This window comes from Polynucleobacter sp. MWH-UH25E, from assembly GCF_018687095.1.
In the GTDB taxonomy this organism is placed as follows: domain Bacteria; phylum Pseudomonadota; class Gammaproteobacteria; order Burkholderiales; family Burkholderiaceae; genus Polynucleobacter.
Genome location: NZ_CP061286.1, coordinates 446,828 through 472,980, shown reverse-complemented (window position 1 = coordinate 472,980; position 26,153 = coordinate 446,828). Strand labels below are relative to the sequence as shown.

28 protein-coding genes and 1 other RNA gene are annotated in these 26,153 nt (G+C 46.2%); 18 read left to right on the top strand and 11 right to left on the bottom strand.

Annotated elements, in window-relative coordinates; all coding sequences use genetic code 11:
- Position 1: 1 nt before the first annotated feature.
- Entirely contained in the window at positions 2–2,695 is a 2,694-nt protein-coding gene (gene gyrA, locus ICV39_RS02525; RefSeq protein WP_215390331.1) for a DNA gyrase subunit A, read from the bottom strand.
- Between the two features lie 159 nt (positions 2,696–2,854).
- Here gyrA and ompA point away from each other — a divergent pair, with 159 nt between their 5' ends.
- From ompA to ssrA, 4 genes are all read left to right on the top strand, one after another.
- Positions 2,855–3,424, top strand: coding sequence for an outer membrane protein OmpA (gene ompA / locus ICV39_RS02520; protein ID WP_215390330.1), 570 nt, complete (start codon positions 2,855–2,857; stop codon positions 3,422–3,424).
- A gap of 99 nt (positions 3,425–3,523) precedes the next feature.
- Positions 3,524–4,213: a bifunctional 2-polyprenyl-6-hydroxyphenol methylase/3-demethylubiquinol 3-O-methyltransferase UbiG gene (gene ubiG / locus ICV39_RS02515; RefSeq protein ID WP_215390329.1), complete on the top strand. Its 690-nt coding sequence runs from the start codon at positions 3,524–3,526 to the stop codon at positions 4,211–4,213.
- Entirely contained in the window at positions 4,210–4,890 is a 681-nt protein-coding gene (locus ICV39_RS02510) for an HAD family hydrolase (RefSeq protein WP_215390328.1), read from the top strand. Before ubiG ends, ICV39_RS02510 begins: the two co-directional genes overlap by 4 nt.
- Before the next feature lie 64 nt (positions 4,891–4,954).
- Positions 4,955–5,313, top strand: a transfer-messenger RNA (tmRNA) gene (ssrA, locus tag ICV39_RS02505).
- Positions 5,314–5,355: 42 nt separating this feature from the next.
- On the opposite strand, the gene ICV39_RS02500 is transcribed toward ssrA, so the two are convergent.
- The 4 genes from ICV39_RS02500 to ICV39_RS02485 are packed head-to-tail and all read right to left on the bottom strand — an operon-like array spanning position 5,356 to position 8,983.
- Positions 5,356–6,522 carry a class I SAM-dependent methyltransferase gene (locus tag ICV39_RS02500; RefSeq protein WP_215390327.1) on the bottom strand — a complete coding sequence of 389 codons (1,167 nt, stop codon included), beginning with the start codon at positions 6,520–6,522 and terminating at the stop codon, positions 5,356–5,358.
- Positions 6,522–7,376, bottom strand: coding sequence for a pirin family protein (locus ICV39_RS02495; protein WP_215390326.1), 855 nt, complete (start codon positions 7,374–7,376; stop codon positions 6,522–6,524). Before ICV39_RS02495 ends, ICV39_RS02500 begins: the two co-directional genes overlap by 1 nt.
- Before the next feature lie 18 nt (positions 7,377–7,394).
- A complete protein-coding gene (locus ICV39_RS02490) occupies positions 7,395–7,946 on the bottom strand; it encodes a carboxymuconolactone decarboxylase family protein (RefSeq protein ID WP_215390325.1) in 552 nt (183 codons plus the stop codon).
- Positions 7,947–7,969: 23 nt separating this feature from the next.
- A complete protein-coding gene (locus ICV39_RS02485; protein ID WP_215390324.1) occupies positions 7,970–8,983 on the bottom strand; it encodes a tripartite tricarboxylate transporter substrate binding protein in 1,014 nt (337 codons plus the stop codon).
- 85 nt (positions 8,984–9,068) lie between these two features.
- Here ICV39_RS02485 and ICV39_RS02480 point away from each other — a divergent pair, with 85 nt between their 5' ends.
- The 7 genes from ICV39_RS02480 (at position 9,069) to ICV39_RS02450 (ending at position 15,417) form a co-directional block, all read left to right on the top strand.
- Positions 9,069–9,839, top strand: a complete 771-nt coding sequence (locus ICV39_RS02480) for a sulfurtransferase (protein WP_215390323.1) — start codon at positions 9,069–9,071, stop codon at positions 9,837–9,839.
- 78 nt (positions 9,840–9,917) lie between these two features.
- Entirely contained in the window at positions 9,918–10,913 is a 996-nt protein-coding gene (locus ICV39_RS02475; RefSeq protein WP_215390322.1) for a tripartite tricarboxylate transporter substrate binding protein, read from the top strand.
- A gap of 54 nt (positions 10,914–10,967) precedes the next feature.
- Positions 10,968–12,341, top strand: a complete 1,374-nt coding sequence (locus ICV39_RS02470) for an MmgE/PrpD family protein (protein WP_215390321.1) — start codon at positions 10,968–10,970, stop codon at positions 12,339–12,341.
- Between the two features lie 14 nt (positions 12,342–12,355).
- Positions 12,356–13,333, top strand: a complete 978-nt coding sequence (locus ICV39_RS02465) for a D-2-hydroxyacid dehydrogenase family protein (RefSeq protein ID WP_215390320.1) — start codon at positions 12,356–12,358, stop codon at positions 13,331–13,333.
- A 24-nt stretch (positions 13,334–13,357) separates the two neighbouring features.
- The gene (locus ICV39_RS02460) at positions 13,358–13,894 is read left to right on the top strand and encodes a chromate transporter (protein WP_215390319.1); all 537 of its coding nucleotides are present in this window, start codon (positions 13,358–13,360) and stop codon (positions 13,892–13,894) included.
- Positions 13,891–14,415, top strand: coding sequence for a chromate transporter (locus ICV39_RS02455; RefSeq protein ID WP_251372711.1), 525 nt, complete (start codon positions 13,891–13,893; stop codon positions 14,413–14,415). Before ICV39_RS02460 ends, ICV39_RS02455 begins: the two co-directional genes overlap by 4 nt.
- A 15-nt stretch (positions 14,416–14,430) precedes the next feature.
- A complete protein-coding gene (locus tag ICV39_RS02450; protein ID WP_215390317.1) occupies positions 14,431–15,417 on the top strand; it encodes a tripartite tricarboxylate transporter substrate binding protein in 987 nt (328 codons plus the stop codon).
- A 41-nt stretch (positions 15,418–15,458) separates the two neighbouring features.
- On the opposite strand, the gene crcB is transcribed toward ICV39_RS02450, so the two are convergent.
- From crcB to ICV39_RS02430, 4 genes are read right to left on the bottom strand one after another with little or no spacing between them, the layout of a single operon-like run.
- The gene (gene crcB, locus ICV39_RS02445) at positions 15,459–15,836 is read right to left on the bottom strand and encodes a fluoride efflux transporter CrcB (protein ID WP_215390316.1); all 378 of its coding nucleotides are present in this window, start codon (positions 15,834–15,836) and stop codon (positions 15,459–15,461) included.
- Positions 15,837–15,863: 27 nt separating this feature from the next.
- Positions 15,864–16,643: a 4,5-DOPA dioxygenase extradiol gene (gene ygiD, locus ICV39_RS02440; RefSeq protein WP_215390315.1), complete on the bottom strand. Its 780-nt coding sequence runs from the start codon at positions 16,641–16,643 to the stop codon at positions 15,864–15,866.
- 9 nt (positions 16,644–16,652) lie between these two features.
- Complete coding sequence (locus tag ICV39_RS02435) at positions 16,653–16,790, bottom strand: hypothetical protein (RefSeq protein ID WP_172793433.1); 138 nt, start codon at positions 16,788–16,790, stop codon at positions 16,653–16,655.
- A gap of 44 nt (positions 16,791–16,834) precedes the next feature.
- Positions 16,835–17,002: a hypothetical protein gene (locus ICV39_RS02430; RefSeq protein ID WP_215390314.1), complete on the bottom strand. Its 168-nt coding sequence runs from the start codon at positions 17,000–17,002 to the stop codon at positions 16,835–16,837.
- 28 nt (positions 17,003–17,030) lie between these two features.
- On the opposite strand from ICV39_RS02430, the gene ICV39_RS02425 reads away from it, so the two are divergent.
- Together ICV39_RS02425 and ICV39_RS02420 are read left to right on the top strand one after the other, a co-directional pair.
- Positions 17,031–17,693, top strand: a complete 663-nt coding sequence (locus ICV39_RS02425) for a site-2 protease family protein (protein WP_215390313.1) — start codon at positions 17,031–17,033, stop codon at positions 17,691–17,693.
- Between the two features lie 88 nt (positions 17,694–17,781).
- Positions 17,782–18,234, top strand: a complete 453-nt coding sequence (locus ICV39_RS02420; protein WP_215390312.1) for a cytochrome c — start codon at positions 17,782–17,784, stop codon at positions 18,232–18,234.
- A 9-nt stretch (positions 18,235–18,243) separates the two neighbouring features.
- Here ICV39_RS02420 and ICV39_RS02415 read toward each other — a convergent pair whose 3' ends face one another.
- Entirely contained in the window at positions 18,244–18,924 is a 681-nt protein-coding gene (locus ICV39_RS02415; protein ID WP_215390311.1) for a cytochrome b/b6 domain-containing protein, read from the bottom strand.
- A 50-nt stretch (positions 18,925–18,974) separates the two neighbouring features.
- Between ICV39_RS02415 and ICV39_RS02410 the strand changes: the two genes are divergently transcribed.
- Positions 18,975–20,177 carry an MFS transporter gene (locus tag ICV39_RS02410; protein WP_215390310.1) on the top strand — a complete coding sequence of 401 codons (1,203 nt, stop codon included), beginning with the start codon at positions 18,975–18,977 and terminating at the stop codon, positions 20,175–20,177.
- Here ICV39_RS02410 and ICV39_RS02405 read toward each other — a convergent pair.
- The gene (locus ICV39_RS02405) at positions 20,170–21,111 is read right to left on the bottom strand and encodes a 3-hydroxyacyl-CoA dehydrogenase family protein (protein ID WP_215390309.1); all 942 of its coding nucleotides are present in this window, start codon (positions 21,109–21,111) and stop codon (positions 20,170–20,172) included. The two genes, ICV39_RS02410 and ICV39_RS02405, sit on opposite strands and share 8 nt — an antisense overlap.
- 86 nt (positions 21,112–21,197) lie before the next feature.
- Between ICV39_RS02405 and ICV39_RS02400 the strand changes: the two genes are divergently transcribed.
- From ICV39_RS02400 to ICV39_RS02385, 4 genes are all read left to right on the top strand, one after another.
- Complete coding sequence (locus tag ICV39_RS02400; RefSeq protein WP_215390308.1) at positions 21,198–22,127, top strand: 2-hydroxyacid dehydrogenase; 930 nt, start codon at positions 21,198–21,200, stop codon at positions 22,125–22,127.
- Between the two features lie 12 nt (positions 22,128–22,139).
- Positions 22,140–23,066, top strand: coding sequence for a dihydrodipicolinate synthase family protein (locus ICV39_RS02395; RefSeq protein WP_215390307.1), 927 nt, complete (start codon positions 22,140–22,142; stop codon positions 23,064–23,066).
- Between the two features lie 32 nt (positions 23,067–23,098).
- The gene (locus ICV39_RS02390) at positions 23,099–24,049 is read left to right on the top strand and encodes a TAXI family TRAP transporter solute-binding subunit (protein ID WP_215390306.1); all 951 of its coding nucleotides are present in this window, start codon (positions 23,099–23,101) and stop codon (positions 24,047–24,049) included.
- Positions 24,050–24,136: 87 nt separating this feature from the next.
- Positions 24,137–26,149 carry a TRAP transporter fused permease subunit gene (locus ICV39_RS02385; RefSeq protein WP_215390305.1) on the top strand — a complete coding sequence of 671 codons (2,013 nt, stop codon included), beginning with the start codon at positions 24,137–24,139 and terminating at the stop codon, positions 26,147–26,149.
- Positions 26,150–26,153: the final 4 nt, after the last annotated feature.

The window sequence follows — 26,153 nt, the reverse complement described above, 5'->3', positions numbered from 1 at the left end:
CTTACTGATCTTGATCGGCTACTGGATCTGCAGATGCTTCACCATCTTCGGCATCGTCAGCACCTTCTTCATCTGAATCGCTCTCAGCAATACGCTGCAAGCCAGACAAACGAGTGCCTTCGTCGACGTTAATCAAAGTAACGCCTTGAGTAGCGCGACCCATCTCACGAATTTCTGATACACGAGTGCGAACTAAAACGCCACCAGTAGTAATCAACATGATTTGATCTTCCGGAGACACAAGCGCTGCTGCAACCACTTTACCGTTACGCTCAGTTGTCTGAATCGCAATCATGCCTTTTGTACCGCGACCATGACGTGTGTATTCAGCGATTGGAGTGCGCTTGCCATAACCATTTTCAGTAGCGGTTAGTACGCTACTTGGAATAGCAACACCATTCTCATCAACTACCGCAGCTTCCGCGCCCTCTGCTGCTTCCGCAGGCGCTACCAGCATAGCAATAACTTGGTGACCTTCACCCAAGTTCATACCGCGCACGCCGCGTGCAGTACGACCCATTGGGCGTACATCGTTTTCGTCAAAACGAACCGCTTTACCAGCATCTGAGAACAACATCACATCGTGCTGACCATCCGTAATTGCAGCACCCACCAAGAAATCATTCTCGTTGAGGTCAACCGCGATGATGCCGGCCTTGCGTGGGTTAGAGAAATCAGACAAACGCGTCTTCTTCACTGTACCTAGACGAGTAGCCATGAATACATAGTGATCATCGTGATAACCCTTGATCGGCAAGATCACGGTAATCTTTTCACCCTCAATCAATGGGAACATATTGACGATTGGTTTACCGCGCGATGTGCGGCTTCCTTGTGGAACTTCCCACACCTTGAGCCAGTACATGCGACCACGATCAGAGAAGCACAAGATCGTGTCATGCGTATTCGCTACAAAGAGAGTGTCAATCCAGTCCTCATCTTTTGTAGCCGCAGCTTGCTTACCGCGACCGCCACGTTTTTGCGCGCGGTATTCGCTGAGTGGCTGGCTCTTCATATAGCCCGTATGAGAAAGTGTCACCACCATATCTTGTGGAGTGATCAAATCTTCAGTGAAGAGTTCAGTTGCGTTCATCTCAATGAATGAACGACGACCGTTATCTGTGCCTGCGGCACCAAATTCAGATTGAACTTCTTTCAGTTCATCTTCAATCACTTGAGTCACGCGTTCTGGCTTCGCTAATAAATCCAACAAGTCAGCAATTTCTGCCATGACTTCTTTGTACTCATTAACAATCTTGTCTTGCTCAAGTCCAGTCAAACGTTGCAAACGCATTTGCAAAATTTCTTGCGCTTGACTATCAGAGAGGCGATAGAGCCCAGTGCTTTGCATGCCGTACTCAGCCAGCAAGCCTTCTGGGCGATAAGCGTTACGGCCACCTGGTGTATCGCTCTCAGCACGCGCCAACATCTCGCGCACCATTGAAGAATCCCAAGCTTTGCCCATCAATTCTTGTTTAGCGATAACAGGATTTGCAGCCGCTTTAATAATCGCAATGAACTCGTCAATGTTGGCTAATGCAACAGCTAAGCCTTCAAGAACGTGACCACGCTCACGCGCTTTACGTAATTCAAAAATCGTACGACGTGTAACTACTTCACGACGATGTTGCAAGAAGTACTCAAGCATTTGCTTCAAGTTCAACAAGCGTGGCTGGTTATCTACCAAGGCCACCATGTTCATACCGAAGTTATCTTGTAATTGAGTGCTCTTATATAAATTATTGAGAACAACTTCAGGCACTTCGCCACGCTTGAGTTCAATGACAACGCGCATGCCGGATTTGTCTGATTCATCACGCAAATCAGAAATGCCTTCAATCTTTTTCTCATTCACCAGCTCGGCGATACGCTCAAGCAAGTTTTTCTTATTTACCTGGTAAGGCAACTCATCGACGATGATGGCCTGACGGGAGCCTTTGTCCAAATCCTCAAAGTGGGTCTTGGCGCGCATAACAACACGGCCACGACCTGTGCGATAGCCCTCACGAACCCCTTGGAGACCGTAAATAATGCCGGCAGTCGGGAAATCCGGGGCTGGAATGATCTCAATGAGCTCGTCAATAGAGCATTCTGGGTTGTGAAGTACGTGTAAACAGGCCGAAATCACCTCATCCAGGTTATGGGGAGGGATATTGGTAGCCATACCCACAGCGATGCCAGAACTGCCATTTATCAGCAAATTCGGCACTTTGGCCGGCAAAATCAGGGGTTCCTTCTCACTACCATCGTAATTTGGCCCAAAATCGACGGTTTCCTTGTCCAAATCGGCCAAAAGCTCATGGGCGATCTTGCGCAGGCGGATCTCGGTATATCGCATCGCAGCAGCGTTATCGCCGTCTACGGAGCCAAAGTTACCCTGGCCGTCAACTAGCATATAGCGCAGAGAGAAATCCTGGGCCATACGGACGATGGTGTCATAAACCGCAGAATCACCGTGCGGGTGGTATTTACCGATTACATCGCCAACTATACGGGCAGATTTTTTGTAAGCTCGGTTCCAATCGTTGTTTAATTCATACATCGCATACAAGACCCGGCGGTGAACCGGTTTGAGGCCATCACGCACGTCTGGCAGGGCTCTGCCGACGATGACGCTCATTGCGTAGTCCAAATAGGACCGCCGCATTTCGTCTTCGAGGGATATTGGTAGTGTTTCTTTAGCGGCTTGTTCCATCTAGAAATAATATCATTTTGATGACAGAGGGGCGCTATGCTAAGATTCTGTCAGTTTGTACGAAATTGAGATGTGTCGCTTTGCAGTTTTGGCTTTAAGGTAGGGCGAATTACATTTAAGTTTGACTTTAATTAAAAAAGAGATTTTTGAGGACTAAAAATGAACAAAACCCTAAAAGTGTTGCTCGCTTCTGTTATTACCGTTTCTGCTTCTGCAGCAATGGCTTCTGACAACTGGCAAAACAACGACGGTGCCCTAAACTGGAAAAACGGCGACGGCCAATTGTGCTGGCGTGATAACAACTGGACACCTGCTACTGCAGCTAAAGGTTGCGATGGCGCGTTGACTGGTGGTGCAGCTGCTGGCGTTAGCCAAAGCAAAATCACTTTGCAAGCTGACACACTTTATGACTTCAACAAATCTGATTTGAAACCAGAAGGTAAAGCTACTTTGGACAAGATCGCTGCTGATTTGAGCAAGATCAAGTTGGAAGTAATCATCGCTGTTGGTAACACTGACAGCATCGGTACAGATGCATACAACATGGCCCTCGGTCAGCGTCGTGCGCAATCTGTTAAGACATACCTCGTAAGCAAGGGTGTTGACGGTAGCCGTATCTACACAGAATCTAAAGGCAAGAGCAATCCAGTTGCATCAAACGCAACTGCTGAAGGCCGTGCTAAGAACCGCCGTACTGACATCGAAGTTGTTGGTACAGCAGCTAAGTAATTCACTTTACTTGTAAAAAAGCCCGCTTCTAGCGGGCTTTTTTATTTCCGCTATATTCATCACATCTACACTTTTTTCAGCATTAACAACAAGTACAACATGAACGTCGATCAATCCGAAATCGCCAAATTTAGCGCCCTAGCTCATCGCTGGTGGGATCCCAATAGCGAATTCAAACCATTGCATGCAATTAATCCATTACGTTTAAATTGGATTAAATCGTTTGTTTCGCTTGAAGGCAAAAAAGTAGTTGATGTAGGTTGCGGTGGTGGCATCTTGGCTGAATCTATTTCTCAATCTGGTGCCGATACAACCGGTATCGATTTATCTGAAAAAGCACTGAAAGTTGCTGAACTGCATGCATTAGAGGTTGGTGCCAAACTCACTTATCGCTCGATCTCTGCAGAAGATTTAGCAGATGAACAGCCTGAACAATATGACGTGGTTACCTGCATGGAAATGCTGGAGCATGTTCCTGATCCAGCATCTGTAGTTCGCGCCTGCGCCAAACTCTGCAAACCAGGTGGCACACTATTTTTTAGCACCCTAAACCGTAGTCCAAAGTCCTACTTATTTGCGATTATTGGCGCCGAGTACATCCTGAAATTACTGCCCAAAGGTACTCACGAATACGCCAAATTCATCAAACCTTCTGAGTTGGTTGCATTTACTCGCCAAGCTGGATTGGAAATGCTTGGCATGAAAGGCTTGAGCTACAACCCATTAACTCAGGTTTATAGCCTGAGCGACGATGTGGACGTGAACTACATGATTGCAGTTCGCAAATGAGTAGTTTCAGCAGCCCTTTTCATGGGGTGTTTTTTGACTTAGATGGAACCTTAGCGGATACCGCCCCAGACTTAGTGGCGGCTACAAACAAGCTTCTAACGGCTCGTAATCTAGATCCCAAGCCTTATGAATTTCTTCGCCCTTACGCCTCTGCTGGCGCACGAGGATTGCTAGAGGGCGCTTTTGGCATCGGCACAGACCACCCTGATTTCGTCACCTTGAGAGATGAATTCTTCTCCAACTATGAGAAAGCACTCCTGGTTGAAAGCAAATTGTTTGAGGATATTGATCAATTACTGGATCACATGGATCAAGCCAAGCTTCCTTGGGGAATAGTCACCAACAAAAGCCAGCGCTTTACCAACCCACTGGTTGAGCTGATGGGGCTTCATAAGAGGTCTGCCTCTACCGTCTCTGGCGACACTACCCCCCACTCCAAGCCACATCCAGAGCCGATTTTGCATGCTGCCAAATTAGCCAATATCGACCCTACAAAATCGCTTTATGTGGGCGACGATATCCGCGATGTGATTGCTGGTAAAGCTGCTGGCATGAAAACAGTGGCTGCAGCATATGGTTATTGCGGGTGTAAAGAGCCTCCAGAAGCCTGGGGGGCGGATTACCTTATCAACACTCCTCTAGAGCTAGTAGAAATCATTTTTCCCAATAGGGATTAAAGCAATATTCCCAAGCAAATTAAGGCTGGCAGCTTTAAAATAAGAGTTCTTATGCGTGAACTCCGGGGTCGACATGGTTTCGACGTGGATTGCAAAGCATCAAGGGCATACCGAGGACCCGTTATCTCGTAAATCAATGGGAATGTAATAACTGCTAACGACGAACGTTACGCACTAGCCGCTTAATTGCGGTTGCCCCTGAACTGATTCTCTCTTGGGTCAGGTAGCGCAAGCTACATCAGGGTCATATACAAGAGATAAGACTATTTTGCGTCATGAAGAATAGTACGAAAACTTAGTGAATCGTCAGCGAGAAACGTGTCAGTCCGTGCCTAGCTGATTAAATTAAATGATATGACTAAGTATGTAGAACTTGTTGTGGAGGATTTGCGGACGCGGGTTCGATTCCCGCCGACTCCACCATATAAGACAAACCCCTCTGACATTTAGAGGGGTTTTGTTTTTTTATTTAGCAGCTAGACGCCACAAAGAAGTTATCTCTTTTGATCTTGCTGCATACAAGGCATCAGATTGATCAAATACCTTTGGATGATGAGGCTTGGTATCAAGGCGCTCAATCACAGTTAGACCCGCATCATCAATCCAGTTGAGCAGCTCTTCTCGAGCGCGTAAACCAAGATGCTCGGCTAAATCTGAAAGAATTAACCAGCCCTCACCTTCGAGCAAAAGATGCTCTCTTAAACCACCCAAAAAGCCTTTGAGCATCTGACTGCCAGGGTCATATACCGCATGCTCCAAAGAGGAACTAGATCTCGCAGGCAACCAAGGTGGATTACAAACAACCAAGGCAGCCTTCCCATCTGGAAATAAATTGGTTTTCTGAATCTTCACTTTATTGCTTAAGCTAAGACGATCAATGTTTTCTTTTGCACAAGCAATTGCTCGATCATCTTGATCTGTCGCGATGATGTTTTGAATTTCTCGTATTGCCAAAACGACGGATAAAACTCCAGTGCCTACCCCGATATCAAAAGCAGTGGAACTTTTGATAAGCACTTTTGGCAAAGGCGCTTTTAAGACCAACTCAATATATTCACCGCGCACAGGAGAAAACACACCATAGTGCGGATGAATACGAATCTCTTCATCATCCCTAACTAGAATAGGAACGCCTTTCTTGCGCCACTCATGAGCGCTAATAACGCCTAATAACTCCCGCAAAGAAATAATGTAAGACTGTGTTTGTGGGCCATATGCTTCTAGGCAAGCTTGAGCGACATCTGGCGCCCTCCTAAGGGGGATAGAGTGATCCGACTCAATCTGAATCAACAACATTCCTAAAATACGCGCCCGCTGCGATTGCGACAAGCGATGCAAGTTAAAAAGATCTAAGGGGCTTTTGTCTTTAACTTTTTCATCTTTAGAGTCTTTATTTGCTCTTTTTGATTTCTTGGAAGGCTTATCCACCCTTCGAACCAGAGCTTGCAGCAACTGTCTAGCATTTTGGAAATCGCCTCGATACAAAATGGCTGTGCCCTCACAAGCCAAGCGGTAAGCTGCATCCGCGGTTAATGTGTCATCGCCAGTCTGAATTTTTTGATGGGGCGCTATCCCGTTTTCAGAATGCCATCTTGCGGAGCATTGTTGCCCGCCCTCATTCCAATAAATCATTAAGAGATTACAAAACGATTGTTTTGATAATCATCAATCGCTTGCTCGATCTCAGCGCGGGTGTTCATGACGAAGGGGCCGTATTGCACAATCGGTTCGCGCAAAGGCAATGCAGCCAAAACAATAAACTGCGCACCTTCAGTGCCCGCCTTTACCTTGAGTTGGTCACCTTCGCCCAAGACAATCGCAGCTTGCTTAGGGGCAGCTTTCAAAGGGCTACCAATTTCTAGGGCGCCCTCATAGGCATACACAAAGGCATTGAGCTCTTTTGCAAGAGGGTATTCAAATTCTGCGTTTGAAGGTAAATGCACATCTAAAAATACAGGTGCAGTACTGATGCCATGTATTGGTCCCGTGATAGTTTGATTGCCATGCTGAAACGAGCCAGCAATTACTTTTATCGAGCCGCCGTCAGCAAGAGATACCTTTGGAATATTTTCTTCCTGGATGTCTTGATAGCCTGCTGGCTTCATCTTCTCTTTGGCCGGTAAGTTAATCCACAGCTGAAAGCCTCGCATTGCGCCACTCACCTGCTGGGGCATCTCGGAGTGAATAATGCCCCGCCCTGCTGTCATCCACTGCACGCCACCCGTCTTGAGATGTCCCTGGTTACCCAAATGATCTTCATGCAGCATGTGACCTTCGAGCATATAGGTCACCGTTTCAAAGCCACGATGGGGATGTGGCGGAAAGCCAGCAACATAATCATTTGGGTCGTTTGATGAAAACTCATCCAACATCAAGAATGGATCCAATCGAACTTGCTGTTGACCACCAAGACTCCGTCGCAACTTCACGCCCGCACCATCCGAGGTGGCGATACCGGGAATTACTGTTTGAATGTTGCGAATCATGATGTGCCGCTCTCCAAATTAAGCAGGTGGATGATCTTCTGGATTGACATCCAATGCAATTAAGAAGCGTGAGACCATGTTGTATGCCGCAATCACCGTCACCAACTCTACGGTATCCGTGCTACCCAACGCTTTTTGTAGACGCCCCATTAACTCAGGATCAACTTTAATGTTACGCGTCATCTGAAATGTCAGATCAGCCGCATCATTTTCAACCTGAGTAAACAGATTTCTAGGGAAGTTAGCTTGCCCGATTAAGCGCAATGCCTGAACCTGCTCTTCTGTGCCGCCAGCTTTCTTGAAAGGAGGTGCATGATGAAAGAACTCATACTCAGCACCATTTAGAACAGCTACACCACACATTGCCAACTCGCGTAGCTTTGGATCTAGTGACAGGTTGTTACGAATTTCACCAATGAAATGATTCCAACCTTCCGCGATTGGCACGCTATGCAACAACATACGGTCCAAATTAATAAATTGACCGCCACGACGTTTACGAATCGCAGCGACCAACTCAGCTGGCTCAGCCAAATCCATTGGCTGATAAGGAATTAAACGTTCTGACATAAATACCTTTAGTTAAATAACTCTTATTGAGCTGTTTCTTTAATATTGTTTTCAATAACAAATTTGCCCCAAATCGCAATTTGCTTGCCGATGAAGTCACGTAAAGTCTCAGGGCTACCGCCGACCACTTCAATGCCTTGGGCTTTAAATTTCGCAGCCACAGCAGGATTCTTGAGGGCTTTATTCAGTGCTTTATTCATTGCATCAATTACTGCTGGAGGCGTTTTGCCTGGAGCTAACACCGCCCACCAAGCAGGAGCACTAAAGCCAGGAAAGCCACTCTCAGAAATTGTTGGTACGTTAGGCAAAGCAGGGGAACGTTTTGCAGTAGTAATCACCAATGGAATGACGCCGCCGCTTTCAATATGAGGTTTCACCAAGAACTCTGACCCAACAGCCAGCTCCACTTGGCCACCCAACACGTCTTGCATCAATGGGCCACCGCCACGATAAGGAATATGGTTCCAATCGAATCCAGCTTGCTTGGCTAAACGTGCCATCGCTAAGTGGCCAAGACTGCCGATACCAATAGAGCCATAGCTAAATTTTTTGCCTGCTTTAGATTGGTCTACTAACTGCTTAAAGCTAGTGATGCCAGAATTTTTGCTAGCTACCAACACCATCGGTGAAGTGCCGACCAAAATGACAGGAGCAATGTCTTTAATCGTGTCGTAGGGAAGCTTATCTTTGAGGCTAGGATTAACACCGTGGGTATCAAAGACTACGGCAAATGTATAGCCATCAGGATCTGAGCGCGTCATAGCAGAAGTACCAATCACACCCGATGCACCGCCCACGTTTTCAACGATCACGTTTTGTTTTAATTCTGCCTGCAAAGCGGGAGCCAAAATACGTGCTACTTGATCAACGGAACCGCCCGGCGGGAATACTGCGATTAGGCGTATGGGTTTTTGTGTAGGCCAGGCTCCAGAACCAGTTGTTTGGGCTGATACCAGGGTGCTTGCACCAAATGCAATTAATGCCAAGGCCAGGATATTCTGAAGGGCTTTAATGCCAAATTGAGCCGTCAGCTTCATGGGTTTGTCTCCTATAGTGAATCAGGAAGATTACCACCCATTGAGGCTATTTGCTCGATAATAGCTAGGTCACCAAAAGAAACATATGAAATCGATCCTTAATATTGCCGCCTATTTATTTGTCAGCCTAGATGCGCTACCTGAACTGCGCGCAAAAATGCTGGAGGAATGCAATACCCGCGAGCTCAAGGGGACGATTCTGCTCACTGGCGAAGGCATTAATATGTTTTTGGCTGGCAAGCCCGATGCACTGCGAGGATTTCTGGATTGGCTCCGAGCTGACCCACGCTTTGCCCCACTTGAGGCAAAAGAAAGCTGGTCAGATGAGCAACCTTTCAAAAAAATGCTCATCAAGCTCAAAAATGAAATCATTCGCATGAATCACCCCACTATTCAGCCAGAAAAAGGTCGCGCGAACTTTATTTCACCGAAAAAACTACAAGAATGGTTAGATCGTGGAACGGATGATCTTGGTAGACCTGTGGTGATGGTTGATACTCGCAATGCATTTGAAGTCGACTACGGCACCTTTGAAAATGCCTTGCATTTCAATATTGAAAAATTTACAGAATTTCCTGCCGCCATCTCTGCGCACAAAGATGAGTTAGCCGATAAAACATTAGTGAGTTTTTGTACTGGGGGTATCCGCTGTGAAAAATCTGGCCTTTACATGCGTGAAATTGGTATGGAACACAGCTACCAGCTGGAGGGTGGCATTCTGAAGTATTTTGAAGAAGTAGGATCAGCACACTATCAAGGTAGTTGCTTTGTTTTTGACACACGCGAGGCCCTAGAACCCACCCTTGAGTCAATCCCCCTGGATCGCTCCACTCGCAAAAACATCAAAACCAGCTAAAACACCAAAATCAGCCATAAATAGTAAAATAATCAGGCTTTACAAAAACTATTAAATAACAAAATCTAGGCCTGAGACATGTCTAATACCCTTTATCGGCAACAGCCGATTTTTTTATCTTTTTTGTTTGTCATTTTAGGTTTACTCCTAAATCAAAATGCCCACGCACAAACGCCGGCTTACCCCACTAAACCAATAAAGCTGATTGCTCCAGTTGCCGCAGGCGGCGGACTCGATAACATCGCTCGCGCGGTTGCAGAAAAACTCTCACGCTCTATTGGCCAGCCAGTTATTGTTGAGAATATGGGTGGCGGTGGTGGTGCAATTGCCTCACAAGCAACAGCCAAAGCTCCAGCAGATGGTTATACCTTGATGGTTGCTTATGTGGGTACTCATGGAACAAATCCAGCGGTTCGTCGCTTACCTTACGACGCGATTAAAGACTTCACACCCATTGGCATGATTGGGGCCACGCCAAATGTGCTCATTATCAATCCTGATCTGCCAATCAAAAACTTTAAAGAGTTTGTCGATTACGCAAAGAAGAATCCCGCCAAACTGAGTTATGGATCTGCAGGCCCAGGCACCTTAACGCATTTAGGTATGGAGCAGCTGAAATTGGCTGCTGGCATTTTTATGGTTCACGTTCCTTATCGAGGCGTAGGTCCTGCCTACACTGATTTATTGGCCGGCCAAACACAGGCAATGCTTCCCACGCTGTTTGCCGCACTACCCTACATCACTACTAATCGCGTTCGCGGACTTGCAGTCACTGGCGCCAAACGCAGTTCTGCCGCACCCAATATTCCTACCTTTAAGGAGTTAGGATTTAATGGCTTTGATGGCCAACAGTGGTACGGCATCGTAGGCCCGGCAAACTTACCACCCACAGTGGTTGCAAAACTCAATACTGAGCTCAATAAGGTGCTTGCAAGTCCAGACTTCTCAGAAAAAATGACCAGTGAAGCCATGACGCTCATGCCGATGACGCCACCTCAGTTTTCCAACTACATCAAAGAGGATATCGCACGCTGGGCAAAAGTTGCCAAAGATCGTCATATCGAAATTGAATAGTTTCTTAAATCCAATTAACCACAAATACTTACTCATTCATTTACAGGAAATCATATGTCTCACGCTATTGCCGCAGCAGCCGATCTCAATGCGCCACCAGTTACCAAAACGCTTGCTCAGTTTGTTCACTCTCACCCAACCCAAGGTTGGACTCCTGAAGTAGACCATGAGGCGCACCGTACATTCTTAAATTGGCTTGGATGCGCAATTGGTGCGGCAAATCATGAAAGCGTGGAATCCTCCTTGGCAGCTGTTCGCGAATTCCAACCGGCACCGCAAGCAAGCATCTTGGGTCGCAAAGACAAAGTTGACATGGGTGGTGCGGCTTTAATTAACGGCATCAGCTCGCATACATTTGACTTTGACGATACCCACCTCAAAACAGTGATCCACCCTGCAGGCCCTGTTGCATCGGCCATCTTGGCACTAGGTGAGCACATTGGTGCAAACGGTCGCCAAATCATCGACTCACTCGTTCTCGGCATTGATGTTGCTTGTCGCGTTGGTAATGCGATGTACCCAGACCATTACCACCGTGGCTGGCATATCACCGGCTCTACTGGGACACTTGGCTCTGCAGCGGCATGTGCGCGCTTAATGGGCTTAGATTTACAAAAAACTACCATGGCATTAGGCATCGCAGCTTCACAACCAGTGGGCATGCGCGAGCAATTTGGCACGATGACTAAACCTTTCCATCCAGGTGGTGCTGCACGCGCAGGACAACTTTCTGCCCTATTAGCGAAACATGGTTTCACAGCAAGTCCAAAAGCCCTTGAAGCAGGTCGTGGCTATATGCAAACCGTTTCAACTAAATGTGACTGGTCAGAGATCGATCGCGAACTGGGTAAGTCATTTGAGATTTCACTCAACACCTACAAACCATTTGCATGTGGCATTGTGATTCACCCTGCGATTGATGCTTGCGCTCAGTTACGCGCTCAAGGCGTGAAGGCTGAAGATGTTGAGCGTATTGAATTGCGTGTTCATCCGCTCGTATTAGAGCTCACTGGCAAAAAGACGCCAAAGGATGGGCTTGAAGGCAAATTTAGCGTCTACCATGGTTGCGCTGTTGGCCTTATCTTTGGTCAAGCAGGCGAAGGTGAGTACGCTGATGACATCGTCAATCGCGCTGATGTGGTAGCTTTGCGCGCTAAAGTTAACGCAACCACAGATACTTCTATCAGCGAAGCATCTGTTGATGTGAAAGCATTCTTAAAGAACGGCAAAGAAGTTCATATCTTTGTAAAGAACGCGATTGGCTCATTGGAAAACCCTATGAGCGATGCTAATCTAGAACAAAAATTTACTAGCCTCGCTGAACCCGTAATCGGCAAAGAAAAAACTCGTCAACTCATCTCTGCTTTGTGGAAATTAGGACAAGCTTCCGATCTCAAACAAATCATCAGCCTTTGCACACCAGATTAATTTAGAAAGCATTTATGAGCTCATTGCCTAATATCGTCATTCTTGGAGATTACGAACGTGCATTGCGTCGTTTTTCGAATTGGGAAAAATTAGAGAAGCAAGCTAATCTGACTTTTCATCATGAGCCTTTGCGTGATGAGGCTCTTTATGAAGTTGCGAAGGATGCCGATATTATTGCAATTGTTCGCGATCGTGCACCATTTAATGAAGCCATGATCGCACGCCTACCAAAGCTGAAATTCCTGATGTTTACCGGCGAGCGCAATGGCACTCTAGATGCATCCGCTTTAGTAGCTCGCAATATTCCAATTGCTTGCTCCCCAGGCGGTCCTTCAAAGGACACAACCGCTGAATTAACTTGGGCCTTGATTTTGGGCGCATCAAAGCGTCTAGTTGAAGAAAATAAACTCATCGCCTCTGGTGGTTGGCGCGATCAACTATCCGTTCTTCCAATGCTGGCAGGTGAACGCCTCGGCATTATGGGATTGGGGGCTATTGGTAGCCGTGTTGCGCGGGTTGGCGCTGCATTTGGTATGGAGGTTGTCGCTTGGAGTCCGCGCATGACGCCAGAACGCGCTGCAGCCGAGAACGCCAAGTCCGTTAGCCTAGATGAACTACTATCCACATCTAAAGTTGTATCTATGCACTTAGTGGCAGGACCCGGTACCAAGGGAATTATTAGCGCAGATCAATTAGCCTTAATGCGTCCCGATTCAATCTTGGTAAATACTTCGCGTGCAGCCCTCATTAATATGGGCGACTTACAAAAAGCATTGATTGCGGGTAGGCCGGGTCAGGCAGCGATTGATGTCTTTGATGTTGAACCTCTTCCAGAAAAAGATCCGCTGCGCAATACGCCCAATCTATTAGTAACGCCGCATCTTGGCTTTATTGCTGAGCCTATTTTTGAGGCTTTTGCTAAAGGCATCACTGAGACACTAGAAGCTTGGTTGGATCAAAAACCCGTTCCACATCCTTACAAACCAAGCTAAAGCTCAAATAAAGTCGAAGTCATTTTGAAGACACTAACCCCTGTTGAGTTATTTATCAGCTTTAGCAAAATCGGCATGTCCGGTTTTGGAGGGGTGTTACCTTGGGCTAGAAGAACGCTGGTTGAGCGGGACAAGATTCTGACTTCTGAAGAATTTAATGCCATGCTGGGTATCTGCCAAATTGTTCCAGGGCCCAATATTGTGAATCTTGGGGTTTGTGTTGGTAGCAAGTTTGCCGGTGTGCCTGGCGCATTTGCAGCAGTGCTTGGGTTGATGCTTGGTCCAGTAGCGATACTGCTTGTGTTAGCAGTCCTATATGAACACTTCAGCTATATGCCTATAGTTCAAGGTATGCTCAGAGGCGTATCAGCAATTGGGGTTGGTTTAATTGCTAGCACTGGCTTTAAGATGCTTCGTAGCGAGCTTAAATACCCGCCCATGCTGGCGGTAGTTATTTTAGTAATTCTGTCTGCAACATTTTTCAAATTAGGTTTAGGTTGGGTTGTATTGCTCAGCTCTCCATTAGCTATTTTGCTAGCATGGAAGAAGGTCAAGCAATGATTAGCACGCTTCTAAGCCTCTTTCTAAAACTTTCCGCATTTTCTGTATTTGCCTTTGGGGGCATTAACGCATTACTACCTGTCTTATACGACTTATCTGTTAATCAAGAGCATTGGATTAATAGCCAAACCTTCTCTGACTATTTTGCAATTGCGCAAGCGGCCCCTGGCCCCAACTTAATGACCGTCACTCTTATTGGCTGGAATGTGGGCGGCGTCCTAGGTGCAACGATTGCCACATTAGCGATCTCTTGGCCTTCATCGATCATGATTTATTTCTTGCAGCGCTCAATCTTGAGTATGCAAGATAAGCAAAAGCAACAAATGATTCAGTTTGCCGCAAGCGCTTTAGCCGTAGGTCTAGTTCTCTCTTCAGCATGGCAGATTGCCTTGCAAATTAATCATAGTCTTGCAGCTTATCTCTTGACGCTCGGCACAATAGCCACTACCTTATTCACAAGATGGCATCCTTTGTATCTCATCGCGATTGGAGCCCTTCTTGGTATTCTGGGATTTATTTAAAGAAAGTAAAAAGATATGAATCTACTAAAACCCATTCAATCTTTGGCATTAGCACTGCTAGGAGTTAGCACGCTCGCAACACCAACCGCTTTTGCTCAGACCAACTATCCCAATAAACCAATTAATTTCATCGTACCTTATGGCGCAGGAGGCGGATCAGATGCGCGCAGTCGTCAGATCGCGCAAAAGATGAGTGTTATTCTCAAACAACCCATCATTGTCGACAACAAACCCGGCGCAGGTGGCAATATCGGTACTGAATTCATTGCTCGATCTGCCCCAGACGGATACACCATTGGCATGGGTAACTTTGCACCAATGGCCGTCAATAAAACTTTATTTGGCAACCTTCGTTACGACCCAGAAACGGATTTGCTTCCAATCGTTTTGATTGAAAAAGGTCCCTTGGTATTGGTTGTTAATCCAAAGTCGCCATACAAGACCGTTAAAGAAATTGTAGATGCAGCAAAAGCTAAACCTGGGGTGCTCACATACTCTTCCGGTGGTATTGGCGGCAGTCACCAACTCTCTGCCGAACTCTTCAAGCAGGCCGCTGGAATCGATATGATTCACGTTCCGTATAAGAGCGGCTCAGCAGGCTTGACCGATCTCATGGCAGACAACGTCACTATGATGTTTGATCAAATGTATTCCGCGATGCCCAGCATCAAGGGCGACAAATTACGTGCGATTGCGATCACCAGCAAGAAACGCTCACCGCTTTTGCCTAATGTGCCTACATTTGCTGAGGCAGGCTATCCAAAAGTAGAGGTATTGAACTGGCAAGGTTTGATTGCGCCAAAGGGAACACCTAAGGCCATCATCGATAAGCTCAATGCCGCTGCTAATGAAGCGCTGAAAGATCCTCAATTGAGAGAACTAATGTTGTCGCAAGGAAATGAGATTGGTGGTGGAACGCCAGCAGATTTTGCGGCACTGATCAAATCAGAATCTGCGAAGTGGAGTACCGTTGTCAAAACAGCGAATATCAAACCAGAATAAATAGTTTGATCTGTTAAATCGGGGGCTAATAGCCCCCTTTTTTATTTCAAAGCTTGATAGGTCAATATACCCAAGAAGGTTAAGACCAAGGAGCCAACAAGGTGCAACATAGCTGTGCCCAAGGCCCAGGTAAATTCGCCACGCTGAATAAAGCCAACCACTTCAGCGGAAAAACTGGAAAAGGTAGTTAAGCCGCCCAAGAAACCAGTCACGACCAACAGCCTCCACTCGGGCGATAGCTGTGGATTATTACCAAAGTAGGCCACAGCCAAACCCACTAAATACCCACCGACCATATTCGAAAGCAAGGTGCCCAAAGGAATAATCGATGCAGCACCAACGGTTAAAAGATTAAATCCTGCTCTTAACAAAGCACCAAAACCAGCGCCAAAAAATATTGCAAGAATAGATAACCACATAATTGATATTCTGGTCTTATATTTTCTTTATTTAACTGAGAAACCCAACATGCTGATGGAACTCATTTCGATTCCATCTACAAAAATAGATGCACGTTCATCTTCATATTGCAAGGCTAAGGTATATAAAGCTGGCCAATAATGCTCTGGTGTAGGAATAGAAAGATGCGCTGCCTCGCCATACTTCTCCCATTCTATTAATGGCTGATGATGCTTGGCATCCATTTGAGCGGCAAAGAATTCATTAAAGTCTTTAGCCCACGGATATGGCTGCGCATTGTCTTGCCAGTGAATTGTTCGCAGGTTATGCACTACATTGCCACTAGAAAGAATCAGAATATTTTCGTCGCGCAAAGGCTTTAATTGTTTAGCTAAATCGTAATGTTCACGAGCCGACATTGAACCATCAAGACTTAGCTGTACAACGGGTACATCCGCATTGGGATATAGATATTTCAGTACCGACCAAGCGCCATGATCAATGCCCCACTCATTCTCTTCAAGAACAACGGGGACACTTAGCAACTCTTTCACACGGTCAGCAAGAGCGGGACTTCCTGGAGCGGGATATTGAATATCAAAAAGCGCTTGGGGAAAGCCACCAAAATCATGAATCGTTTTTGGTTTTGCCATTGCGGTAACCCAAGTTCCTCGAGTTACCCAATGCGCAGAGATGACTAAGATGGCATCAGGCCGCTTGAGCGATTTACCCAATGCAGTCCAAGCCGCTGTATAGCGGTTGGGCTCAATGGCATACATCGGACTGCCATGGCCAGCAAAAATTGCAGGTTGGCGATGGCTAGTCATTCAGGTTAATTAACCGAATACGTAACCAGTATGAGCAGCTACCAATGCAAACAAAATCGCCAAGCTAGTTGCAGCAGCCAACATCACGATCAAAGTAATGATCTTTTTGTTAACTTCTTCTTTAGATTCGTTATGCCATTCGTTCATGCTAAATCCTCTGTAAACACATTAATAATGAATGTAATTATCCACTATCGACCGCGGCCAGCCTTACGCATCATGCCTTTTCCGCCGCCAAAGCCAGCCTGAGGCCTTCCAGCAGGGCCAGATGGGCCTTTGGGGGCTAAGGGGCGGGCTGGCGGCTTGGCAGCAACCGGTTTTGCGGGGGTCTTGGGATCAGATTTCTTATCGTCAGTCACTTTTAGCTCCTATGGATATCATATTGCCATGATTACTGACTATTCTATCCAAGCTGTCGCAATTAATGCGATTCCCTTGATTTTTGCCATCACCATCCATGAAGCAGCCCATGGCTACGCTGCCCGTAGATTTGGAGACAACACAGCCTATATGTTGGGGCGAGTTAGCCTCAATCCCGCCAAGCATATTGATCCCGTTGGTACCATCTTGATTCCCTTGGCATTGATTTTGGCAGGCTCTCCTTTTTTAGTTGGTTATGCCAAGCCAGTCCCAGTCAATTTTGGTCGCCTACGCAATCCTAGAATCGATTCCATTTGGGTTGCTCTAGCGGGGCCAGGCTCCAACTTTATTCAAGCCTTGATTTGGGCAGTCTTATTAATTTTGCTTGTGGGCCTAGGAATCGATGAAAAGTTTTTTATTGCCATGGCGCAAGCGGGCATCCTCTGGAATCTTGGTCTACTTGTTTTCAACCTCTTCCCATTACCGCCGCTTGATGGTGGGCGCATTCTTGCTGGCTTATTACCAACAAGACAGTCGATTGCATTTGGAAAACTAGAACCCTGGGGATTCTTTATTGTCTTAGGTCTTGTGTTCACCGGCATTATTGGTGCCCTTTGGATGGATCCTTTGATGGCGTTTTTTAAGGGCGCAATTTATCTACTTACCTACCCCCTGCAAATGCTGTTTTAAAAGCGTTCAGCAAAATCCAATAATCTGGAGTATGCTGATTTCACGGTAGGCGGTCTCCATTCACACCATAACGTATAAGAGGTTCTCTATGAAACTGCAGAAACTAGCTTTAATTAGCTCAGCTACGATTCTTGCAATCGGCGCTGGCACAGCAATTGCGCAATTTAAAAACTCAGAAGATGCCATCAAGTATCGTCAAAGTGCATTTACCGTAATGGCGAATTCATTTGGAAAAATTGGTGCCGTTGTTAAAGGTGAAGCGCCTTATAACAAAGATGAGGTTGCAAAAAATGCTGCAGTTGTAGCTACACTATCAACTTTGCCATGGCAAGCTTTTGGTCCTGGTACTGAGGGTGGTAAAGCACAAGCAGATATTTGGTCTGATAACGCGAAGTTCAAAGCCGCTTCTGAAAAGATGCAACTTGCTGTTGCCAATCTAAATACCGCTGCACAATCTGGTGATTTAGAAAGCATCAAGAAAGCATTTGGCGCAGCAGGCGCAAGCTGCAAAAACTGCCATGATGATTTCAAGAAAAAATAAGGCGCTTTTTTAACGCGTAATCAAGTAACCCATAGCAACGGCAATCAGGCTTAAGAGCAATAAAGCTAAACCCCGTTGCAACGCTCCATCCTTGGAGCCATGACCCAAGTCAGAAGGCAAATAATTTGCTTCCTCGCTTGGGTCAATTTCTTTATCACCCGTAATCATTGGTTTAATTAAGTTTTCACCTTTGAATCTCTTGTAGTACCAGATGGCAGCAATATGAATGGTAATTAGCGTGTAAATAATGACCTGGTTGCCTTCATGTATCTCAGATAAAAAAGATACGATGGCACTAGGGACATATTTAGCAAGCGGTCCTTGAAACGCGATCTCATCATCAACAAATAAACCAGTTACCACTTGCACACACAAAACAAATAGCAAAGCAAAAACCGATAAGGCGCCAATCGGGTTATGCCCCAAAAAGCGCGGTGACTTACCTTGAAGATAATTGAGGATGGATTGGCGATTAGGAACAAATGAAGCGAAGCGTGCATGCCTTGATCCCACAAAACCCCAAATCACTCTGAATACCAACAAAGTCAAAATGCAATAGCCAAAGTAGGCATGTAACTCAACTGCACTATCAAATAAATGAATACTCACTAGGCTTCCAATAATGCAAGCTACTAGCAACCAGTGAAACAGGCGGATTGGCAAATCCCAAACGCGAATGATTTTCTTCATGCATCAAGGATAAATCAGATAAGGCAGAAATTCCCGTAAACTCATTAAAAATGAGTCCAAGCAAAGCTTTTAAAACCCTGCTGATCTATCGTATTGGCGCCACCCTTAGCTATCAAATTACGATGGTGGCAGTTGGATGGCATCTCTATGAAATTACCCATAGCGTGATTTCATTGGGATTGATTGGCCTTGCAGAACTCGTACCCTACTTTGCTTTGGCACTCTACTCAGGTCATGCAGTAGACCACTACTCTCGTAAAGTCATCTCCGGAATCGCAGCAATTATTCACGTGCTCGTCGCATTATTTTTATGCGCCATTGCATTAGATTGGGTGTCTCCACCCGTGCCACTAATCTATACGGCAGTTGGTTTTATTGGCATTGCTCGAGCATTGTTGCGCCCTTCTTACCAAGCCTTATTTGGTCAAATCATTCCACGCGAACAACTCACCAAATACATGGCATACGGCAATGCCTCTTTCCAAATTTGCGTAGTGGCTGGGCCTGGCTTAGGTGGCCTCATGATTGGCTTTACCAATCTCACCTGGACTTATGCTTTGGCAGCCTTTTGTGGGCTCGTTAGCCTTTATGGCGTTACTTTGATCAAAGCACATAGAGAAAAGTCAGCGCAAACTACGCACTTTCTCAAAAGCTTTATGCAGGGATTTGATTACGTCAGAAAGCATGAGCTCATCTTAAGTACCATGGCACTGGATATGTTCGCAGTGCTATTTGGCGGTGCCGTATCCATTCTTCCAGCTTTTGTGAGCGACGTTCTTCATGCCGGCCCCGAGGTCCTTGGCATTTTGCGTGCCGCGCCCGCTGCAGGATCCGTCCTCATGGGGATCTACCTTGCTACCCGCCCCATCCTCAATGATTCGGGGAAATATCTACTGCTTTCAGTTGCTGGTTTCGGAATTTCTATTATTGGCTTTGGTTTATCTACCCATTTATGGGTATGCGCGTTTTTCCTATTCGCTTCGGGCTGCTGTGATTCTGTTTCCGTAGTGATACGCAGCAGCATCGTGCAACTCACAACCCCCGATAATATGCGCGGTCGTATCAGCGCAATCAATGGAATTTTTATCGGGTCATCCAATGAATTGGGCGCCCTCGAGTCTGGCATTGCAGCCAGCCTCTTGGGTTTAGTACCTTCTATTATTTTTGGTGGCGTCGCTACTCTAGCAGTGGTATTGATCACCTATAAACTCGCGCCAAATTTACACAAGTTTCATATTCGCGACATTACTTAATTTTTGGCAATTCTTTCTGAATAATTTTCAGGCCTTCACGTAAGGCATCTTGATAGCGCTCACGCTCTGCTTTAATAGACTCAGAAGTCCAAGAATAAAAACCCTCGCCGGTCTTCATACCAAACTTACCACTTTCAACACGATCACTTAAGCACTTCGCAATCGTTGCTGAATTATTCAAGGTAGGATAAATTGTTGTGCCGCCAGCCGCATGGATTTCAAGGCCGGCATGATCGCGCTGCATGGCTGGGCCTGCAGCGATATAGCGGAAGCCAAAGCCATAACGCACCGCTTTATCAATATCTTCCGGCGTGCAAATGCCAGCATCTACCATAGCAAATGCTTCACGCGATAAAGCATGTTGCAGACGATTGGCTAAAAAGCCTGGCAAATCTTTTTTGACTGTAACGGGAACCATGCCGCATGCTGTCATCAAACGGGTGAGACTATCAGCAACCATTGGCGATGTTTTTGCGCCATAAATCACTTCAACACAAGGAATTAAATGGGCTGGCATAAAAAAGTGTAGGCCGATCATACGAGCTGGAGTTTTTAAACCTTCAGCAATTTGACTAATTGGAAAGCTCGTACTATTGCTTGCTAATACTGCTTCTGGTTTTGCGTATTTTTCCAATTTCGCAAATAACTCGCGCTTAATATCTAAGCGCTCTGGCACACACTCGATCACCAAGTCAATATCAGACCAATCCACTTCCTCAAGAGTGCCAGCAACTGACAACAAATGAATACGATTCTCGTAACCCAACTCGGTCATGGTGTTGACAAAATAATCGGGCAATAAAGCGCGACGCTCTGTTGTTGGCTCTACTACCTGAACTGCGCAACCGCCGCGAGCACAAACCGCCGCCACATCGGCACCCATTGTCCCGCCTCCCACAACAACTACTTTGGTTTCTGCTGGGGTAAATAACATGAATGTTCTCCTAGAGAGGCTTAAGCCTCTTTTTTAAAATTCCTCATACAATGAGGTCATTATTCCAATAAAAATTTGAGACAACCATGATTCCCGTCAATTCGGTGTTACAGGTCGGCTATTTCCCTGAAATTATGCAAGCGGAAATTGATCGACGCTTTAGCCCCACCCGACATGCAGACCCCTCTGCGCCACCCCCACCAGGCAATTTTGAAGCGATCCTAGTCCGCTCCAATACCAAACTGCCTGAGGCCTTGGTTAAGCAAATCCCAACAATTCGCCTTGTATCTACATGTGGCGTGGGTTACGACAACCTTCCCTCGGAGTACTTGAAGTCAAAAGGCATTAAGGCTACCAATACCCCAGGAGTTCTCAACGATGCCGTCTGCGAACTCGCTATTGGCATGATGCTCAGCCTGATGCGTCGCATTCCAGAGTCTCAAGAGCATGTCAAAAGCGGTGCTTGGGCAAAAGGACTCTTCCAATTAACTACCACGCTGGCCGGCAAAAAGGTTGGGATTGTGGGCATGGGTCGCATTGGTCAAGATCTCGCAAAACGCTTAGAGCCATTTAAGGTTGAGATAGCGTACTCTGGCCCAAACTCTAAACCAGTGCCGTACTCCTACTACCCAAATATAAAAGACCTGGCTAGCGCTTGCGATGTGCTTTTCCTAGCATGTCCCGCAACGCCAGATACGGACAATATAGTTAATGCTGCCGTTCTAGAGGCGCTGGGGCCAAGCGGATTTTTAATCAACATTGCCCGAGGAAGTGTTGTTAATGAGTCTGATCTTTTATATGCACTGCAACATAAAAAGCTCGCTGGCGCAGCACTCGATGTCTTTAACAACGAACCAAATCCAAATCCTGAGTTTCTAAAACTTGATAATGTCCTATTAACACCCCATATCGGTAGTGCTACCTCGGAAACACGGGTGGCAATGACCAAATTAGCAGTAGATAATTTAGAGGCTTTCTTTACACAACAACCACTTCTATCGGAAGTTCATTATTAAAACGGAGTCAGCATGCCCCTTACCTTGCATCCTTCCACATTGCCAGCAGTACTCTCACCAGTACTCACGCCATTCAAGGCCGACGGCAACCCAGATGCCCAAAAATTATTAAAGCAATGCAAATGGCTTGAATCGAATGGTGTTGGCCAAGCAGTATTTGGCACAAACTCCGAAGCGAACTCCATGTCAGCTCCGCAAAAAATGAGTACGCTCACGGCGTTGGTAGAAGGCGGCTTAAATCCAGCACATATGATGCCCGGCACTGGTGCTACCTCGATTGACGCTACAGTCAACATGACACGTCATGCAGTTAATCTGAAATGCGCTGGCGTATTAATGCTGCCTCCTTTCTATTACAAAGATGTAACAGATGATGGTCTGTTTGCTTACTTCTCTGAGGTGATTCAGAAAGTTGGTAGCGATGCGCTTCAGGTTTATATCTACAACATTCCACCCGTTACTAAAATTAACCTCAGCTTATCTTTGCTAGAGCGTTTGACAAAAGAGTATCCAAAGACTGTAGTAGGTATGAAAGATAGCTCTGGAGATTGGGCTTATACCGAATCCGTGATCAAGCTATTGGCGCCGACTGGTTTCCGTGTTTATGCGGGTAGCGAAGTATTCCTAATGCGCACTCTGCGTGCAGGCGGCGTAGGCTGCATCTCTGCAACAGCGAACGTCAATCCGCACGCGATTGCTGATCTGGCAGCACAGTGGAGAGAGTCTAATGCTGATGAGCGTCAAGCAGGCCTTGATAAAGTACGCAGCGTATTTGCTAAGTATCAAATGATTGCTGGCATGAAGACTGCTGTAGCGCATTTCAGCAATGATTCAGAGTGGTTGCGTGTTCGTCCGCCACTCATGCAGCTCAATTCTGAGCAACAAGCGCAGTTGATAAGCGAGTTAAAGCAAATCAACTTCAGTATGCCTGGTCTTTAATTTACTTCATCTCAGTTTTAGGAGACATTAATATGAAATTATTAAAAATCATTGCGCTCTCATTTAGCTTTTTATGGATGAGCGCTCAAGCGCAAAATATCTCCATCGCCACTGGTGGAACTGGCGGCGTTTACTACCCAATGGGCGGTGGTTTAGCCTCTGTGCTATCCAGCAAAGTTCCTGGGATGTCTGCAACAGCCGAAGTCACTGGCGGCTCTGTAGACAATCTCAATCTCATCGGCAGTGGCAAACCATATGTTGGCTTCTCTATGGCTGATGCCGCTAAAGATGCCCAAATTGGTGAGGGCAAGTTCAACGGCAAGAAAGTAGATCTCAGAACTTTAGTGGTTCTGTATCCAAACTTAATGCATGTAGTAACAGTTGACTCAACTGGCATTAAGTCTATGAAAGACCTCAAAGGCAAACGCATCAGCACTGGCGCCCCTGGAAGCGCTACAGAAGTAATGGCGTTCCGTTTGCTTGAAGCGGCTGGACTTGATAAAGATAAAGATGTGAAGCGCGAGCGTCTTAGCGTTGCCGAGTCTGTAAATGCTGTTAAGGATCGCAAAATTGATGCTTTCTTCTGGGTTGGAGGATTACCTACTGCAGCAGTAACTGACCTTGCTAATACCCCCGGAACCAAGATTGTGATGGTAGATACGGATGCCGAAGTTGCCGCCATGAATAAGAAGTACGGCAATATTTACTTTGCCGCCAACATTCCAAAAGCAACTTATAGCGGCATGACAAAGGACAACAAGGTAGCGGCCGTCGCCAACATTTTGGTTGTCAACGCTAGCATGCCAGATGATCAGGCCTACAAAATTACCAAAGCTATTTTTGACAACAAGCTGGATCTAGTTCGCACTCATCAAGAATATATGAATGTGAGCCTTGATAATCAGAAGGCAAAAGCATCGCCCGTTGACTTCCATCCAGGCGCCCTGAAGTACTACAAAGAGAAAAACATCAAAGTTAACTAAACGAGAAACAAGGGGTGAGTTAATCTCGCCCCTTTTGATTTAGAGCAGTTCATAAACACACAAAAACTACAAATAATAGGTTGAGACATGAATCAAAACGTCATCGATAACGAGACCCAAGAAAAGCTAGACGCGTTTATCAAGCAAGAAGAAGGCGACTCTAATGACTACAAAGGTTTATTAGCTAAGTTCATCACCTTGGTTGCAGTCGGCATGTCTCTGTTTCACCTATATGCCGCTTACTCTATCGTACCAACCCAGCAATTACGTGTTATTCACGTTGCGCTGGTTCTATTTTTAGTATTTTTGAGCTTCCCAATCGCAGCTCGCTTCAAGAATCGCCTAATGCCTTGGGACATTGTGTTTGCAATCGGATCTATCGCGATTTCTTATTACATACTCAGTGGTGGCGATGATTTCATGGATCGCAACACCGCACCTAACCCAACAGATGTCATGGTGGGAATCGCCCTGATTTTGCTCATCCTTGAAAGCGTCCGTCGCACAAACGGCATGATCTTGGTTAGCGTCACTATCTTGTTCTTACTATATGCACTATTTGGAAATTACTTACCAGCACCATGGACCCATAAAGGCTACGATCTCGATCGCCTAGTGGGCTATATGTATATGACGCTAGAAGGCATATACGGAACAGCCGTAGACGTCTCTGCAACGCTGATTATTCTCTTCACTATTTTTGGCGCCTTCCTTCAATTTACTGGCGCAGGCAAATTCTTTATCGACTTTTCATTTGCAGCCATGGGTGGCAAGTCCTCAGGCGTTGGCAGAACGATTGTCATGTCCTCCTTCTTATTGGGTGGCCCATCTGGCTCAGGTGTTGCCACTACAGTTACTGTTGGCTCAGTTGCTGCACCGATGTTAGAAAAAGTGGGATACGAGAAAAATGCGGCGGGCGGATTATTGGCCGCAGGTGGATTGGGTGCGATTATTTCTCCGCCAGTATTGGGCGCTGCCGCATTCCTGATTGCGGACTTCCTCAAAATCTCCTACCTCGATGTTCTCTTGATGGCTACCATTCCGACCATCTTGTTCTATCTTGGTTTGTTTGTCATGGTAGAAATTGATGTGCGCAAATATGGAATGAAGAATATTCATTTTGAATCCGTTGAAACTGCTTGGCAGCTCACCAAAAAATATTGGTTCCATTTCTTCTCGCTGATTTCTATCGTGGTATTTATGCTGTTGGGCTTCTCTCCAGTGATGGCCGTGTTCTGGGCAACTGTCGTCTCAGCACTATCGAGCATGTTGCGCGAAGATACCGCCATCATTCCATGGGCATGGTTTAAAGGAAAAGAACCAATTCTTTCTGGTCTTTACAACTCCAACCTAACCAAGGCTCTGGCATCAGGATCCACAGGTGTTTTAGCCATTGCAGCAACTTGTGCTGGCGCAGGTCTCATTGTTGGCACAGTCACCCTCACTGGGCTTGGCCTGAAATTTAGCTCCATCGTAATTCAGTACGCAGGTGGCTCATTACTTCTCACTACTATCTTCACGGCGCTTGTTGTTTGGATTGTCGGCCTTGCGGTTCCTGTAACCGCTTCTTACATCATTTGCGCAGTGATTGCCGCACCTGCCCTCATTAACTTGGGCGTTCCAGCATTCGCCGCCCATATGTTCATCTTTTACTACGCTGTATTGTCTGAGGTGTCCCCTCCTACTGCACTCTCTCCATTTGCAGCTGCCGCAATTTGTAAAGGCAACCCTTATAAAACCACTTTACAGACTTGGAAGTATGTTGCTCCAGCAATCTTGGTTCCCTTTATGTTTGTCTTAGACAAATCTGGGGTAAGCCTGCTATTGATGGGCTCTACTGACGCCCTAGAGAAAGCAGATTGGATGCAAATTGCTTGGGTGTCATTTACAGCTGTGGTTGGCATCATCTGCCTAGCCGGCGGCTTACAAGGCTGGTTTATTGAGAAGACCAAAGTTTTTGAACGCGTCATCATGGTGGCATCTGGCGTAGCGCTAGCTTATCCATCCACCGAAGCGGATCTCGTTGGTTTCATCGGCTTTGGCTTGGTAATCATCACTCAAACTATTCGCCATTTCAAACTACGACCTAAATCCGTATAAATTG